The 15772-nt window shown below is 55.7% G+C and carries 12 protein-coding genes and 1 pseudogene; 5 read left to right on the forward strand and 8 right to left on the reverse strand.

Going from position 1 to position 15772, the window contains the following annotated elements; translation table 11 throughout:
* Positions 1-250 precede the first annotated feature (250 nt).
* The gene (locus Q363_RS24725; RefSeq protein WP_035356134.1) at positions 251-850 is read right to left on the reverse strand and encodes a sigma-70 family RNA polymerase sigma factor; all 600 of its coding nucleotides are present in this window, start codon (positions 848-850) and stop codon (positions 251-253) included.
* Positions 851-1200: 350 nt separating this feature from the next.
* On the opposite strand from Q363_RS24725, the gene Q363_RS24730 reads away from it, so the two are divergent.
* Positions 1201-1761 (forward strand): hypothetical protein, encoded by a 561-nt coding sequence (locus Q363_RS24730; protein WP_157467491.1) that lies wholly within the window; start codon positions 1201-1203, stop codon positions 1759-1761.
* 48 nt (positions 1762-1809) lie between these two features.
* On the opposite strand, the gene Q363_RS46755 is transcribed toward Q363_RS24730, so the two are convergent.
* The 4 genes from Q363_RS46755 to Q363_RS24750 all read right to left on the reverse strand — a co-directional run bounded on the left by Q363_RS46755 (position 1810) and on the right by Q363_RS24750 (position 6746).
* Positions 1810-2409, reverse strand: a complete 600-nt coding sequence (locus Q363_RS46755; protein WP_084080729.1) for a CRISPR-associated protein Cas4 — start codon at positions 2407-2409, stop codon at positions 1810-1812.
* Positions 2337-2588 carry a hypothetical protein gene (locus Q363_RS42250; protein WP_035356142.1) on the reverse strand — a complete coding sequence of 84 codons (252 nt, stop codon included), beginning with the start codon at positions 2586-2588 and terminating at the stop codon, positions 2337-2339. The genes Q363_RS46755 and Q363_RS42250 overlap by 73 nt, the downstream gene beginning before the upstream one ends.
* Positions 2589-3362: 774 nt before the next feature.
* Positions 3363-5285 (reverse strand): sensor histidine kinase, encoded by a 1923-nt coding sequence (locus Q363_RS36755; protein WP_169747115.1) that lies wholly within the window; start codon positions 5283-5285, stop codon positions 3363-3365.
* 156 nt (positions 5286-5441) lie between these two features.
* Entirely contained in the window at positions 5442-6746 is a 1305-nt protein-coding gene (locus Q363_RS24750) for an extracellular solute-binding protein (RefSeq protein WP_157467495.1), read from the reverse strand.
* An 809-nt stretch (positions 6747-7555) separates the two neighbouring features.
* Here Q363_RS24750 and Q363_RS24755 point away from each other — a divergent pair.
* Positions 7556-8782 (forward strand): IS110 family RNA-guided transposase, encoded by a 1227-nt coding sequence (locus Q363_RS24755; protein ID WP_051979277.1) that lies wholly within the window; start codon positions 7556-7558, stop codon positions 8780-8782.
* A gap of 59 nt (positions 8783-8841) precedes the next feature.
* The gene (locus Q363_RS45675) at positions 8842-8970 is read left to right on the forward strand and encodes a hypothetical protein (RefSeq protein ID WP_281176076.1); all 129 of its coding nucleotides are present in this window, start codon (positions 8842-8844) and stop codon (positions 8968-8970) included.
* 1363 nt (positions 8971-10333) lie between these two features.
* On the opposite strand, the gene Q363_RS24760 is transcribed toward Q363_RS45675, so the two are convergent.
* The 3 genes from Q363_RS24760 to Q363_RS41115 are packed head-to-tail and all read right to left on the reverse strand — an operon-like array spanning position 10334 to position 11577.
* Positions 10334-10708: a hypothetical protein gene (locus Q363_RS24760; RefSeq protein ID WP_035356144.1), complete on the reverse strand. Its 375-nt coding sequence runs from the start codon at positions 10706-10708 to the stop codon at positions 10334-10336.
* Positions 10692-11249 (reverse strand): RNA polymerase sigma factor, encoded by a 558-nt coding sequence (locus Q363_RS24765; protein WP_035356146.1) that lies wholly within the window; start codon positions 11247-11249, stop codon positions 10692-10694. Before Q363_RS24765 ends, Q363_RS24760 begins: the two co-directional genes overlap by 17 nt.
* Before the next feature lie 40 nt (positions 11250-11289).
* Positions 11290-11577, reverse strand: coding sequence for a hypothetical protein (locus Q363_RS41115; protein WP_157467497.1), 288 nt, complete (start codon positions 11575-11577; stop codon positions 11290-11292).
* A 202-nt stretch (positions 11578-11779) separates the two neighbouring features.
* Here Q363_RS41115 and Q363_RS41120 point away from each other — a divergent pair, with 202 nt between their 5' ends.
* A complete protein-coding gene (locus Q363_RS41120) occupies positions 11780-14686 on the forward strand; it encodes a protein kinase domain-containing protein (RefSeq protein ID WP_051979278.1) in 2907 nt (968 codons plus the stop codon).
* A gap of 388 nt (positions 14687-15074) precedes the next feature.
* Positions 15075-15563 (forward strand): annotated as a pseudogene (locus Q363_RS46760) (L,D-transpeptidase family protein).
* Positions 15564-15772 lie beyond the last annotated feature (209 nt).

The raw sequence follows: 15772 nt of genomic DNA on the forward strand, positions 1-15772 counted from the left end.
CCCTTTCAGCCTCCGCCCCCGCCAGCCTTTGAGCAACTGCCATTATCCTTGACATAACTTGGACAGCAGAACCTTCACTCAATCTCGAACGACGGAGAAATAAGTCTACCCACCTCAAATAACTTAGACAGCAGCCTCAATCCCAGAGCCCTTCCGCCCCCCGGTTTCCGGCGCCCTACCTGAACTCCAACAGGCGCTCGCGCTCTCCCTTTACCCCTATGTCTTCAGCCTTTGTCCAATTCCATTCCTGCTAATTTGGACGGCAGTGTTGATCACTATTCTCTCGGTTATTAGAGCTAGGCCTATCAGAAGACTGGAACAAAAGTCCACGAAGTTCTTTGTGATAGGCCCGTCGAACTGTTACGTGACTGGCTTCCAGCGCGTCCGCGATCTGCCGCCAGCTATGCCCCGCGAGACGCCAATAGGTGATTTTCCTTGAGCGTTCGCTCATCCGTCCGAGCACCTGATTAATGTACGCCGTCTGATCCGCTTCGGATTTAGAGGAGAGTGCAGTTGCCAGGATCTCGAGATCGTAGAGGGACCCACAAAATATTTCGCGATTGTTCTGGACCCGTTGTTTGGAGAGCCTCTTCAGGACACTCACAATTCTGTAAAAGAGCTGGGTGGGCGTTCGCTCGCCCTGGAAACGTTCGTAGTACTGCTCAGCGTTGGAAACCGCCGCGTCCATCAGGTCGTATGCCGCGTGCACATCGTGCAGATAACGAGTGGCGCAATAAAGAGCGTACGGCCAAGCTAAAACGCAAACTCGACGAAACAGATCATCCACGGCCGGATTCGGGGAGCCCAGATACCAGTACTCACTGGAGGGAAGAGGCCGCCTTGAGTCCATGAGCAATCCTCTGCGACGGAATAAACAACACAGCTCGGTCGCAGCACTACGTGACTGGATTGTAACGCCGACTGAGAAATATCGAGGAACGAAAATTGTTCTTTGCGCAATGAACCAAACGGCACAGCGAAATGCCTTATATAAGTACGGGGGACGAGCAGGCGAGGCCGGCGTCCCTTGCGTTAATTGCTAGAAGGGCTCTCATCGGAATCACAAAAAGACGCAGAAAAATCTCTATACCCCTCTTCTTTTCGGCCTGGTTGTGTGTATATGGAAGACTGAGGTGCGGTATGGCTACAAAGGATGTGCCTCGCAGGAAACCCAGACGGTACCTGTGGTCCGCGGAGGCGGTGAACATCGCGCAGAAGAAGCAACATCCGGTCCGGCTATGCGAAGAACTGATAGCTCTGACTGGTTACGACAAAGCTGCCTGCTGGCGGTTCTTGAAAAAGCACGGCGTCGAGAGACCCGGGGCCGGGTCCAGGCGAACCTTCGATCCGACTACGGTTGAATCGATCATTGAATATGTGTCGGAGCACGGTGTACGGGCCGCCTCCCAACGCTTCCACTGTGAAGCCAAGACGCTGTACAACTTGATCCATCGCCGCGGCTACTCGCACTACAGCAAAGACCTGCTCAGCTTGCGTCAGATCTGCTCACATTTTTGTGTGCGATACAGCAAAGTCATGAGTTGGATCGAGCAGGGACTTCTCAAGGCAAAGCGCGAGCAAACGCGTACGGGCCGACCCATCTATTTGATAGAGTTTGAGGCTCTGCAGAAGTTCTGCAAGGAACACCGGAACCTCTTGATCACTCGTCGCTGGCCACCCCAACGGATCCGGTTCCTAGAAAAAGTATGTGTTTGCTCCGAAGCATGCGGAATTGCTGCGGACCCGCGAAAGCAAGCGTGAGAATGGTGCATTTGATCGTGGCGAATACTTAGACCCCGATGAGAATTTTCAGCGCAGAGCCTGATCACACTTGTCACGCACGCCGCATCCGGAGCAGCGGCCGCGTCGGTCGTGATTCCGATCCGCCCGCCTTGCAAGACGAGCGGCTTGAACAGCAGCGATCGTGTGCATAAGCCATCTGCGACTGGAGTCTGTAAACTCCACTCGTCGAACTTGCTGCCCTGCGTAAATGGCCAGGCCATATGGGACCCGTTCCCCGAGCTGTTCTTCAACGAGTGCACAATAGGCCAGGTTCTGGATCATGTGGTTGGGATAGACCTCGCCTCGAGCCGGTGGCCGGTTCGAGTTCTTCAATTCGACCGGCACTATCCCATCTACGGTTCGGATCAAACAGTCTGGTCTTCCGGAGATGCCCAGCTTCAGAGACCGCAGATCCCTGGCTGCGAACGGTTGTCCGACGAGATCCTGATAGAACACCTCTCCAGCCGGTATTCCGGTCCTCTTGCGGGACTTGGCGCTCAACCAAAAGAACAGAAGAGCCAGGACCATCGCGGTAGCAGCCATCAGAAGAACGGTCATTTCGCCCATCCCAGCCAGCAGAAGACAATGAGAATAATCGCCAGCATAAGGGCGGCGAAACCTGCCCATCGGTAGCTATCGCCACGAGCGAGGGATCTACCCTGCTCGATATGCCATGCATTTGCCTCAGCCTGCAGTTCGCGAGCTACAGGCGATACCTCAGCACCATCCAGGTATTTCAAATGCCATGCTTTCGAGCAGTAGACGAACTCTGCCAATTCGGTGGCGCGAATGAGTTTTTGCTTCATCACGTGCCTCGTTCTTAGGAATGAGACCAGCTTTTAGGGGTTGGTGCAAGCGAGCGAGCAAAACGACCCGTCGAAGTACGGACCGTTGCCGCATAGAACGTAGGCAAACTCGCATAGTCGAAAAGGAGGGTGAAACAGGTAAGCCGTTAAAAGAGAAAAAGTGTGTACCTCACTTTTGTAATGGATATCAAAAGGACGGCAGGTTCCTTCGCAGCTCTGGGTGCCGCACTATTTTTCGTTGGCTCATGGCAGCGCTCTCCTACCTGAGCGAACTCGGTTGCCTATTGCTTTGGCGCTTGCAGAAGACATGTAGTCCGTTAGAAGAGAAAGAGCGTGTACTTCACTTTTGTAACGGACATGAGCATTGCGCCTACGATCACGCCTCAAGCATAAATAGGTGTCCACCTAAATTAGGTGGACACCTATTTGAGACTCTCCTCCACCAACACACCACAACAACCGCCCAGACCAAGAGCTTACTATGAACCAGCACATCAAAAGAGTGCAAGGCGCCACTCTGGCATTGACGTTCGGCTCGTTACTGCAATCACAACCTGATACTCGATGCGACGGATTGCAAACGATACACCAGCTTTTCCGCGCCGGGAAACCTCCGCGAAGGTTTGCGGTAGGAGCTGAGGTTTGGATTTTCCTCGCAGCGATCTTAGTGGCGCGAATGAATCTACATAGCCGGTACTTCGATTCATGGGTGGGAAAACGGTGGTGCAAGCGAGAGCTTGCACCTCTGGCAAAGAGAATACCCGATACTCGGAATCATATTGGCGCAGACACTTCCACGACTGCGGTTGGCAGAGTGAAATGAAACGTCGCGCCTCGTCCGTCGTGGGATGTGGCCCACAAACGGCCACCATGCGATTCCACGATTGAACGGCTGATCGGCAGCCCCATGCCGGTGCCTTGAGGTTTAGTGGTGAAGAAGGCATTGAAGATCTCGTCGGCTCTTCCGGCCGGCAATCCTACTCCGGTGTCGCTGACTGAGATCAGCACTTGACCTCCCTCGCCTGGTCCCGTCTTGACCGTGAGCACTCCGCCGGTCTCCTTCATTGCCTCGATACCATTGAGCATGAGGTTCATCAGTACCTGCTGCAGTTGCACCCGGTCCGCCGTGACTTTGGGAAGATCGGCGGCATGGTCCGTACGAATCGAAATGGCATACCGGTTGGCTTCGCCCCGCAGCAGCAGGACCATTTCGCCGATGATTTCGTCCACGTCGACTGATTCTCGTTGTGGAGGAGTCTTCTTAAACAACGACCCCAAACGATCGATGATGTTGGCTGCACGCACTCCGTCCTTCACGCTCTCTGCTGTTGCCCGGCGCGCCTCGTCCAGGTCCGGCTGGTCGCGGTTCAACCATCGCAAGCTGGCCTGCGCACAGGTCACGGCCGCGCAAATCGGTTGCTTTAACTCGTGAGAGATTGAGGCCGCCAGTTCTCCGAGTGTGCTGACCCGATTGATATGTGCAAGTTCTGCCTTTAGCTGATTCAGCCTCTGGCGCTCTTCCTCCGCGCGTTTGCGGTCCTCGATTTCGATACCAGTTCCATACCATTTGACAATATTTCCTACCTCGTTCCGCAGCGGCACATTACGGATCAGGAACCAGCAATATTTCCCGTCCGCTCGCCGCACACGGACCTCATCCTCGTTCTGTCGCCCATCCTTCACCGCTGCCCGCCACTCGGCGACGAACCGAGCACGGTCGTCGGGATGAAGCACGGATTGCAAGTTCCAGCCCCGTAGGTCTTCGGGAGGTATACCTATGAACTGCTGCAAACGCTCGTTGATGAAATCAACTTCGCCATCAGGCGATGCTCTCCAAATGAGCGCCGGAACCGCGTTGATGACGTCACGAAGCTCTTGTTCACTCCGCTGGAGGTTCTCATAGAGCTGCTGAAGCTTAATTGTTGTCTGGTTGAAGACTCGGGAGAGATGAGCGAGTTCGTCTCGGCCTTGCACAGGTACATGGTGACTAAATTCACCGCTTGCGAGAGCAGAGGCTGCATCAACCAGCGATCGCAGAGGACGAGTAATGGTCTGAGTGATACCGAATCCTAGAAGAGCCGCAATGACTATTGTAAGGACACCCACGGCAGTCAGGATGAAAAGCGTTCGAATCTGCGCACGCTCAATCTGGCGAGCGGCTTCCGAACGTTTGTTTTGTAAATCACCGCTGGCGGCATCCACTAGTTCAGCACTCAGGCTACTTAGAACATCGAGCGGTTGTTCTACTCGCTGACGCAGGGCCTCCCAATCTCCTACTGACGCGAGGGTAGTAAGCGAATCGAGTTGCGAAGGCAGTACACCCTGAATCGTCTCCAGCGTGGGTAAGACGCTGGGATCGAGAATGTTATTCGGTTCGATTCCTCGGAACACTGTTTGGGTCCGTCTTAGGCTATCGTTCAGTTGGTTGCGCAGGGCAGGCGCTTCTTGCTGCAGGCGTGCAAGATTCCGGGCCCTGACTACCTGTTCTGATTCGTTGCGGAACGACAGAACAAGCGAGCGGACGCGCTGGACCTCCATGAACTGCTCGTCCATTTCCTTCAGGCGGTTTGCTTGAGTGCGCATCACGTGCGACTGCCAAAGCAGAATGCCTGTGCCCACCGACATCAACGCGATGATCAGGACAAAACAGAACGTCAAGCGGGTCTTAATGTCAACATTCGTGATGAACGTGATCATCCGTGCTACTTTGACCGACGGTGATGCGCCACCTTTTGGCTTTCTTACGTCGTCCATAGCTGAGCCTTGCTGGAGTGTCCGTTCCTACAACATCTCAACGATAAGAGAGCCCCGCACCACGTGCTATTTACGCGGGGTATGCTGGTTTCGGTTGCTTCAGGGGGGGCCTTTGGGGAAACCGGTGATATGCTCGAGTTCCGTCTCCAGCTCAGCAGCAGCAACGCGAGCGCTCTTCTTCCGCGTCAGGACGGAATGCACTGCCGCGGCATACGCACGCGAGACGTCCTCATAATTCCTACCTGCCACCGTAGAAGGACGGCTCACGATGCCATCACCTGGAGCCTGGCCGGCCGGTATCGATCGCGAGTATGCCTTGAGAATGGTTGGCAGGCGGTAGAACACAGTTCCCGTGGGCAACTCAGCACTTCTGCTGGCAGCCTCTAGCTCCGCCTCCTTGCGCAAGAGGAATTTCACTAGCGCGATTGCTTCTCGTTGGTGCTTCGACCTTCCTGATATTCCAAGGCCAAACCCGCCTAACGTTCCTACGCCCATCTTCCCTGACGGAACGCTGGTCAGACCAATTTTCCCGTAAATCATTGGTTTCGCAAGGTTGGTGAGGAAGTAGTCAGAAGCCCAGCCGAGCGAGAATGCTGCCTTGCCGGAGTTTTCGAAATGATTGACGGAGTCCAGTTCTTCGTATGCAGTTACGTTTGGAGGCGATATCCAACCGATCCAGTGCGCCGCACGTTCCCAGGCGCGTATCGCATTCACATTGTTAACGCTCACAGTTCGGTTAGCTTCGATAATCCTTCCGCCGCCTTCCGACGCTTGCCATTCCAAAGCCAGACAAGTCAGGCATTCATCTGCTGCCCCTGGCCACACAAATCCCCAAAAAGTCTCATCGCCAGTGGCGCGCTCGCCTTCCTGAATGCGGAAAGCCATCTTCTCCAGTTCGGACCAGGTTTGAGGTGGGATTTGATACCCGCACTTTGTCAACAAGTCAGTGCGGTAATAAAGCACACCGACATGAGGGTGATAAGGAACAGCAACAACTCTGCTCTTTACCGTATAGCTTGAAACTAGATCAGGCTCGGCGGCAGAGAGCTCCGAACTGAAAAAGGGCTTCAAATCAAGGAGTGCGTCATCCAGAAGTCCAGTCCAAACGACGTCTACGCCGAACACATCTGGTGTGTCCCTTTCCCCAAGGAGCTCCCGGATGAGCCTCAATTGTCCCTGAGAGGTTTCGGGTGCGGGCAGGTGTTTCACCCTGATCCCCGTTTCACTCTCGAACTGCCGCAGAGCTTTTTCGGATAAGTGTTGTCGTTGCAGCCGGTCATCCAACGACTCCGGATCCATAAACATAATGGTCACGGGTTCCGGCTTTGCACGATGGCAGCCCAAACAGCAGTCAAGAAGAATCGAACCCAGCCCGGCAATCGCGTTTCGACGAGTGGTATGCATGTCCTTAGTCAAGACATCATAGACCCTGCGGACGGGGCAGAACTACTTCGCATCGGTTTCACACCGAATCAAATTGGTTTCAAATTGTCAGTCGGCGCTTGTCAATGATTCAACGATGGGATCCCGTCAAGGCCAGGACCTTGCCAACGATGGTCTGCGATGGCCGCTGCGCACGAAGCGAGGCGGCACGCATCCACGGTGAGGCTTCGGTGGTGTGGGAGCCGATCCTCTTCTGTGGTGCCCATGCGGGTGCCTGATTTTCATTAGTGATACTCGTAAGGATACGCGTTTCGGGGATGAATTGTTGCTGGCCGTGGCAGGCGCTGGACTTTCGGTTGTGGCGAGCCTCCCTCCCGCTCATATTCCCGCAAGCGTTTCTGGTTGAAGGGTCGACGCGATGCTGTTTCGTTTTGGTCGGCAAGTCAGAAGTAATCCTGCCACCGACACTCCCAACGCTGTCGTTGTTCCCTGAAAACGATAGGACCCTATCAGGGCTGCCTCGACCACAACGGACGGACCTGCGCGAGATTTCTTTCGGGGCAGTTTTGACGGAGTTACGCATGGGCCTCCGGTCCACCCATAGGGATGAAAATCGTTTCGATCCGCGAGCCTTTACGATGGAATTGGCGTGGAACGGCGAAGGTCGGAACGACCCTGGAGCAGTTGAGGCCGTGATAGAGTTTGGCCCGGGATGCGTGTTTGAACCAATCTTTGTCGCGCCATTCATCCCGTAGGGAGGTTTGGTAGCACGTGACGGCGTCTAATGTCTTTGCACACGCTTCCTGCCGTTTTCACGCCCGGAGGGCGCGATGGCTGGCAAAGTAGCAGGAATCGACGTGCACAAGAAGGTTCTGATGGTAGTGGTCATAGATGCTGACGCGCCGGCGGCGAAGCCGGAGCGGCGGCGCTTTACCACGATGCCGAGTGAGTTGTGCCGCTTATCGACATGGCTTAAGGAGCATGGGGTCGAAGAAGTGGTGATGGAATCCACGGCACAGTACTGGCGGCCCGTGTGGCTGGAACTGGAGCCACATATCCGTTTGCACCTGGCACAGGCATTTTCCAATCGAGCTCCGCGAGGGCGCAAGCATGACTTCAAGGACGCGGAACGGCTGGTGCGGAGGCTGATCGCACAGGAACTGATTCTCAGTTTTGTGCCGGATGGAGAACAGCGCATCTGGCGAAACCTCACGCGGATGAAGCTGCAGTTGGTACGCGACCGGGTGCGCCTCCAGAGTCAGATCGAGTGTCTACTGGAAGAGATGCGCATCAAGCTGTCGGTTGTCGTCACGGATCTGCTGGGATTGAGCGGTCTTCGCATCCTGCATGCCCTGGCCAATGGCGAGACCGATGCGAAGAACCTGGCGTTGCTGGGAGACCATCGGTTGAAGTGTAGCGAAGAACAGCTAATTGAAGCGCTGACAGGAAGCTCGCATCCTATGCATCGGCAAATGCTCGCGCTGCAGTTGGAGCGACTGCGGCTGATTGATGAGCAAATTGCAAAGCTGAACAGTCTGATCGCGCAGGCTATGAATCCGCATCAGGATACTGTGATCCGACTGGCGGAAGTACCCGGTCTCGGCATCGATTCAGCTCAACAGATCATCGCCGAAGTTGGGGTGACAGCCGGCACGTTTCCTTCCGCGGCCGAGTTCACTTCCTGGGTGGGAACCTGCCCGGGAAAGCAGGAAAGCGCCGAAGAGAACTCCAGCAGCCGTTCGGCGAAAGGCAACAAGTACATGCGCCGTGTGCTCAACCAGGCCGCTAATGCTGCCGCCCGCAGCAAAGGCACACACTTCCAAGCGGTGTTCCGGCGTCTGCTGCCGCGCCTGGGTTATCAGTCCGCCGTTTGGGCTATTGCACATCGACTATGCCGCCTGGTCTGGAAAATCCTTCATGAGGGAATCCGATACATCGAGCAAGGCATCGAATTCGAACCAAGACTTCTCATCTATCGTGCCCAATCTCTGGCCAAACAGCTCCGCAAATTCGGCTACAACGTTCAGATCACTCCTGCCAGCAGCGCGCCAGCATAAGACTGGCGAATACAACACTGGAGGGAGTGATTTTCGACGGGGCCGTTTGAAGTGAGCCGTTGGCGTTTGCGACGGACGCGGTGATCTACCTATGGGATTTCAATGGGTGGCAGATGGCCGGCGCAGAGACAACGGTGATCCGCTATGAAGAGAGCGAGCAGCTGGATGCCGAGCGGCCGAAGACTTAATTCGCGACAATCGCAAATTGAGACTGGGCCATCGTCAGTTGAACTCCTCTCGGACCAGTTAGGATTATTTGCACACTGTGTGGTCCGGAACCTAGACGTTCCCCAACATTATCTATGTTCGTATAAATCACCAGATTGCCATCTGATTCAACATGGAAACCAAGCGAACTCGTACGAGTATCGGTTTTCCCATCGATCACTAAATGTGGGTTCCAGCGGGTCATCAATTCCTTGGCGATTTTGGCATCTCGAGGGTACATACGGAGCAGAAAACGCAAGTGGTCCGTCTCAGTCACCTGCGTGGTAGGTACTAGCTGGCAGCCATTCCATGAGAGCGGGTCGGGAAGGATCCGCCGCCGCACTTCGTTTTCATCGGGACTCAAGGTACAAGTGGTAGAGAGGATGAGCGAACTAGTGGGGACAGCCTGATATTCGTAATTGTGTACGAAGAATTTGTATGACTTACTGCTGACCACATTTCCCCCACTTAATGCGGCAACTTGTAAGACATATACTCCTGGTAAAGCAGTCGTACGTCGCTCCCAAAATAGTCGACCCCGTCTACCAAGTTCGGGACGAAATCCCCCCCTCCATCTGCCCACTACTAAGCCAATTGTTTCGTTGCGCAGCTGCGCGTACGCTGTCAGTGCAGAACTTGATGAAATGGTGCCACGCATCACTAATGCGTAGGCGCTTCTATGGTTCGGAAATATCCAGCCATCAAGAATCAGAGGAGCACCGGGTAATTCTTTGGATGATTCAAAAGCGTCTTGGACAGAGGGAGGAAACGTGATATCACTACTACTCGGCGATACATGTAGGCCCGGAACCGGATTGCCAGAAGAATCTCGAACAACCAAGGGAATACTCTGCACTGGGGCTGGTGCCGTTGATTGCGCTGGTCGATTCTGCTGACGCAGGAGTGCGACCTCGGCAAATCGCCCTGGACGCCGTGTGTCAGCGCAAAGAATATGACCGGTTACGACACCGGACGGGGCTTTCACCTGCGTGATCGCTGACGTTTGGGCCCAGCATCCACGTGCGATTCCCAATATGAAAGCAAAACTCAGACTTACATGAATCCGCATGTCCGGCTCTCCTCATTACTGCCTGCGTCATAAGCAGCACAATACCAGCAACTTTCCCGATATTGCATTAGTCAGTTCGAGGCCAGCTGCGCGAAAACGGGGATTTCGGCAAGTTCGACCCGCCGAACCCCGCTGGCCGTGTGAACTTGCTCTTAGTAAACGAGACTTACGGGCAGTTCGAGGATTCCTGTGGCCGGTTATTCGCAGGAACTGCGCCAGCGCTAGGAAGATCAAGGCAGATCGAATTTGTCGTTTAAGCGACCTGCAGACTATTCTCAACTTCGCTTTTGAAGAGAAGCCTGGATCTCGAGTATCTGCAACTGAACCTGCTTGACTTCTTTCAAGGTGTCAACCTTGCTTCGATAGATCCGGTACCTCAGGTCTTGAGTTGCTCCTAGAAAATACACGAAGCCTGCCAAGGGCAAGAAATACTGGCGCATAGCCTCGGTGGACGTTTGCCCCCAGAACCTTAAGGCCACCATGATGGCGACAATCACGTAACTTGCTGTGGACGCCATCTTCTCCCAAAACAGCGCCTTCTCGTGTTTCGCCAACAGGGCCGCCGTTTCTTCCCGGTAGGCGGCAAGATTCTCAGGCTGCGGGAGACGCGCCAGCAGACGCTCGCGCATGTTGTCATTTTGCATTTCCATAGATTCCTCCACTCAGAATTCCCTTCATTGCCCGCTTGGCATAATGCATGCGCGACTTCACTGTTCCTTCCGAACACCCAACGACTTCGGCGATCTCGGCGATCGACAGGTCCTGAAGAAAATACAGAACCAGAACCTCGCGATGCCTGAGACCGATCCGACTCAAGGCCTGGTGAATCGCTGCAGCGTCTTCTTCCGCAAACGATGGCTCCTCAGCTTCCTGAAAATCTTCAAGCTCAACCTGCTCGGCCCGCTCCCTGGATGCGTTGCGGCGGATTCGATCCACCGCAATGCCATGGGTGATGGCGTAGAGCCACGAGCGCAGCGAGCCGGGATCCTTGAGCTTGCGAATGTCGCGCAGCACCTTGATCCACACCTCCTGAAGCACGTCGAGACCACTATCCTGATTGCCGGTCAGACTGGCCGCATAGTAGAGCAACGGGCGCTCCATGACGGCAACCAGGTCCTCGAATGCGCTCGTCTCGCCGGACTGGCAACGGAGTGCAATCCACTCATAGGCTGCGCGATTCTTGTTATCCATGTGCGTTCATTGATTATGTCGAAGGAGAGGCACCCAAGGTTCAATTCAATTGCTTGAATTCGGTTTCGGCGAAGCGAAGAGGGCGGCTCGGTCGAATCGTCGCCAAGCGGAACTGATTTCGCTGACTGACGATTCCAACTGGGTGTCGAACTTCCCGCAAAACGGGAACTTCCCTTTTCGGGAACTGAACTTGCCGAAAACCCGAACTTTTAAGGCACTTCGGGATTGTTTCCGGTTTGCCCGTGATCCAGGCATAATCCCGAGAGGGCCGCCAATCGCCTGCAAAAAGATCACTTCCGCGTGGAGCCGACTTTTCATCCAGCGTCATCAGGTTTCCTGGGCGCGGCTCGGCAGATGGCTGGGGCGAGAGGGTCTCCTTCGCCTATCTGAGCATTTGAGCCGAGCGATATAATCAACACCCATACCATGCCCTGACCCCAGGCCCTTGGTCCGTACGAGATCCTCACACCGGTCGGTGCTGGTGGAATGGCGGGCCAGACAATTCGTCTGCTGCTATCGGATGGGCGAAGATGGGCCAGCACAGACAGTCCGTGGAGAAGTTGTTCGGCGACGCCCTGGATATGGCGCCCGAGGCCAGGCGTGCGTTTCTCGATGCCGCGTGCCAGGATGAGCCGGAATTAAGGCACCTGGTCGAACAGCTATTGATGGAAGACGAGCGCGCCGGCAGCTTCCTCGAAAAGCCTCCTTTCGATTTTTCTACAAAGGTCGGAATCCACACCCATACCATGCTGCTGACCCCAGGCACCAGACTTGGCCCGTACGAGATCCTCGCAGCGGTCGGTGCTGGTGGAATGGGAGAGGTGTATCGCGCGCGGGACACGCGCCTCGGACGCGACGTCGCTGTCAAAATTCTTTCCACTCATCTTTCGTCCGATCCTGATCTGAAATGGCGCTTTGAGCGCGAAGCGCGAGCCATCTCCAGCCTGAATCACCCGCACATCTGCGCGCTGTACGACATCGGTCAAGAGGATTCGGTGGAGTTCCTGGTGATGGAGTATCTCGAGGGAGAAACCCTCGAAGCTCGTCTCCGCAAGGGAGCATTGCCGATCGAAGAAGCGCTTCGCATCGCCATCCAGATTGCTAGTGCCCTCGACGCCGCGCACCGCAGGGGTATAGTCCACCGGGACCTGAAGCCGGGCAACGTCATGCTGACGCGCGGCGGGGCCAAGCTGCTCGATTTCGGGCTGGCCAAGATGGCCGGGTCTGTGGTGTCTTCCGAGGCGGACACCCTCGCACCCACCGCCGCGCCGCCAATCACGACTCAAGGGACGATCCTCGGCACCTTGCAATACATGTCTCCCGAGCAACTCGAAGGCAAGGAGGCCGACGCGCGATCGGACCTCTTCGCCTTCGGCGTGATGCTCTACGAAATGATTACCGGCCGCAGATGTTTTGAGGGTTCCAGCCACGCGAGCCTGATTGCGGCCGTGATGTCCGCCAACCCGCCGCCGGTTTCGACGATCCAGCCGATGGCCTCACCGGCGCTCGACCGGGTTGTCCGGAGGTGCCTCGCCAAATCCCCGGACGACCGATGGCAGAGCGCCGGCGATCTCCTCAGCGAGCTCGAATGGATAACGGAGACCGGCTCAAAGGCCGGCGCTCCCGCGCTCACTGGCCGAAGCAGGGGGACAGCACGAATTGCCTGGGCGGTCGCCGCGGTCCTGCTGGCTGCGCTAGGGGCATTGAGCGCTGCTTACTTCAAGTCCAAAGAGACGTCGCCCTCATCAATTGTTGTGCGTTCCAGCCTCCTTCCCCCGGCAGATACGCAGTTCAACGCCTTTGACAACTGGCTTCCCGCCGTATCTCTGGATGGAACGCACATTGTGTTCCCTGTCTGGGACGGTCGCGGAGTACGTCTCTGGCTGCGCGCCATCAACGATCCAGGAGAAGGGAAAGCGCTTCCGGGTACGGAGAACGGCGGCTTGCCTTTTTGGTCTCCGGACGGCCGTTCTATAGGATTCTTCGCCGACGGGAAGCTGAAGCGCATCGACATCGAAGGAAATCTCGTCCAGGTTCTTTGTGATGTGCCAGTACCGAGGGGCGGGACGTGGAGCCAGGATGGGGTTATTCTCTTCACGCCGACGCAAACTACGGCGATTTACCAAATACCAGCGAACGGCGGGACAGCAAGGCAGGTTACTGAACTCAACGCGACCCGCGGAGAGCAGAGCCATCGCTGGCCCGTATTTCTTGCCGATGGAAGGCACTTCCTGTTTTTCGTTCGTAGCGAACAGCACCCCGAGATTGCCGGGATCTACGCCGGATCGCTGGATTCGAAGGACTATCACCTGGTGGTCAAAGCTACCATGGGGCACGCCTTCGAGGCTCACGGGACCTTTGTGTACGTGCGTGACGGCGCAGTCGTTACGCAGCGCTTCGATGAAGAGAAGCTTACAACTGTTGGTGAGCCGGTCGCTCTGCCTGACCGTGTGGCATTCAATCCAAATAACTCGAGCGCTTTGTTCAGTGTCTCTCCAGCCGGAGTGATAGTCTATTATCCCGCCACTCCCGGTGGCCCCTTCACCCTTACCTGGTACGATCGTGACGGAAAGCGCCGCGATTCACTCGATTCGGGAAACTTCCTAGCGCCAATGGCCCTGTCGCCGGATGGAACCCAGGTAGCCGTCAGCCTCCTGAACTCCGACGGCATGAGTAGCGACTTCTGGAACCTGGACCTGACCCGCGGCACGAAGATCCGCCTGACCTCAGGGCCGGGAATCAAAAGGAACCCGGTCTGGCAGCCGGATGGGCAGTTCCTCCTGTTTTCTGTAGGTTTTACTGGAAGTTCAAACCGTATCGATCGCATCAAAAGTGATGGTACCGGGACAAGCGAGACCGTTCTCAAGTCGGACGGCTTCATTGACAACCCTGCGTCAGTTTGTCGCGATGGCAATTATTTGGCTTTTACCCAACACCCAAACGTTCCGGGAGGCCTTGAAAGGGGAGCAGTTTGGATACTTCCCCTTACCGGAGACCGAAAGCCCTTCCCATTGATCAACTCTCAGTTTGGGAATTTGTCCCCTGCATTCTCTCCCGACTGTAAGTGGATTGCCTATGTTTCGATCGAGACCGGACAGCGCGAGGTTTATGTCACCCATTTCCCCGACGCTACCCGCAGATACCGGGTATCGACACAAGGCGGCACAGTGCCGCGGTGGCGAGGTGACGGTAAGGAGTTGTTCTATCTTTCTCGGAACAGCGTTCTGGCCGAGAGCGGCGACGAAAAGGCGGATTCGATATCGCTTGGCACACCGCGTACACTCTTCAGCGCGGCCAACTATGGGGCGGCGTACGTTACCTCTTATGACGTGACGGCCGATGGCCGGCGCTTTCTGATAACTGAACCCAACTCCCCAAAGGGCCCTGTCCCCCTCACGCTCGTCACAAACTGGGATGCGGAGTTGAAGACAAAATGAGACTCGCCAGGTAACGAGCGCCTTGCAAAGAGGCCTGGAGATACACTGTGGCATCGTCGACAGTCCCAACAACTGCCGAGGGTACTCATACTCGGCTTGTGGCAGGTTTCTCGGCTCCGTCACATGGTTCCTGGTGACGGCAACCCTTCCATAATCCGGTAAGAGAAGGTTTGTCGGTAAACAGGAAGTAACCAGCCAAACGAAGATCCCAAGAAGGCGTCGTAGTGCATGAAAAACCGGGGTTTTGAGAAAGTTCCCAGCAAGTTACCGAAATCCCGACTTTGCAGGAGGTACCGTATTCATCATCTGTGGCTCGGCTCAGCAGGGATAAAGTGGTGATGTGAAACTCGACAGGCCCAAGCGAGGACTTCTATGTGTGGTTGCTGCGATGACGTGCGCCGTGGTGATAGCCTTTGCGTTTCGGGACACGCCTGAGAACGGAACCATTGACGGCCCCGCAGATCGAATCGTCATTGAGAAACATGCCCATACTCTCACGCTGTATCGACAGGGCAAGGTGCTCAAGACTTACCGGGTGGCGTTGGGCCGAGGTGGAATAGGCCCAAAGGTACAGGCCGGTGACAACAGAGTGCCGGAGGGTGTGTACAAAATCGTCGGGCGAAATTCTCACAGCGCTTTTCACCGCGCTTTGAAGGTAGGTTATCCAACTCCCGATCAAGTTCGCCAAGCGTAGGCTCACGGGGTCGATCCCGGTGGCGACATCATGGTTCATGGGATAAGGAACGGATTGGGTTGGGTCGGTCCGCTACAACGGCGAGTCGATTGGACTAAAGGGTGCATCGCCGTTACCGATCGCGAGATCGAGGAAATCTGGCACAACGTACCCGACGGTACGCCTATCGAGATTGATCGTTAGGTCAACGAACCCGACATGCACGGGAAACGGGGTTTTCGCCAAGTTCACCCGGCCCAGAGACGCGCCAACGCGAACTTGCTCAAAAAGGAGACGCAATATAAGAAGGTGCCCCCTTGGACTAGGCTGTGAGCGGTTGCCATCTCACCGCCGGAAAGGAGCACTCTTCTATGGAAGGCACGAAGTATATCGGAATGGATGTTCACAAGGAC

The sequence above is a fragment of the Edaphobacter aggregans DSM 19364 genome, from assembly GCF_000745965.1.
Taxonomy (GTDB): Bacteria; Acidobacteriota; Terriglobia; order Terriglobales; family Acidobacteriaceae; genus Edaphobacter; species Edaphobacter aggregans.

Excerpts from the sequence above, each read along its gene's own strand:
- Q363_RS24725 (WP_035356134.1), bottom strand. The coding sequence starts at position 850 with ATGGACTCAAGGCGGCCTCTTCCCTCCAGTGAGTACTGGTATCTGGGC.
- Q363_RS46755 (WP_084080729.1), bottom strand. The coding sequence starts at position 2,409 with ATGGGCAGGTTTCGCCGCCCTTATGCTGGCGATTATTCTCATTGTCTT.
- Q363_RS42250 (WP_035356142.1), bottom strand. The coding sequence starts at position 2,588 with ATGAAGCAAAAACTCATTCGCGCCACCGAATTGGCAGAGTTCGTCTAC.
- Q363_RS36755 (WP_169747115.1), bottom strand. The coding sequence starts at position 5,285 with ATGATCACGTTCATCACGAATGTTGACATTAAGACCCGCTTGACGTTC.
- Q363_RS24750 (WP_157467495.1), bottom strand. The coding sequence starts at position 6,746 with ATGCATACCACTCGTCGAAACGCGATTGCCGGGCTGGGTTCGATTCTT.
- Q363_RS24755 (WP_051979277.1), top strand. The coding sequence starts at position 7,556 with ATGGCTGGCAAAGTAGCAGGAATCGACGTGCACAAGAAGGTTCTGATG.
- Q363_RS24760 (WP_035356144.1), bottom strand. The coding sequence starts at position 10,708 with ATGGAAATGCAAAATGACAACATGCGCGAGCGTCTGCTGGCGCGTCTC.
- Q363_RS24765 (WP_035356146.1), bottom strand. The coding sequence starts at position 11,249 with ATGGATAACAAGAATCGCGCAGCCTATGAGTGGATTGCACTCCGTTGC.
- Q363_RS41115 (WP_157467497.1), bottom strand. The coding sequence starts at position 11,577 with ATGACGCTGGATGAAAAGTCGGCTCCACGCGGAAGTGATCTTTTTGCA.
- Q363_RS41120 (WP_051979278.1), top strand. The coding sequence starts at position 11,780 with ATGGGCCAGCACAGACAGTCCGTGGAGAAGTTGTTCGGCGACGCCCTG.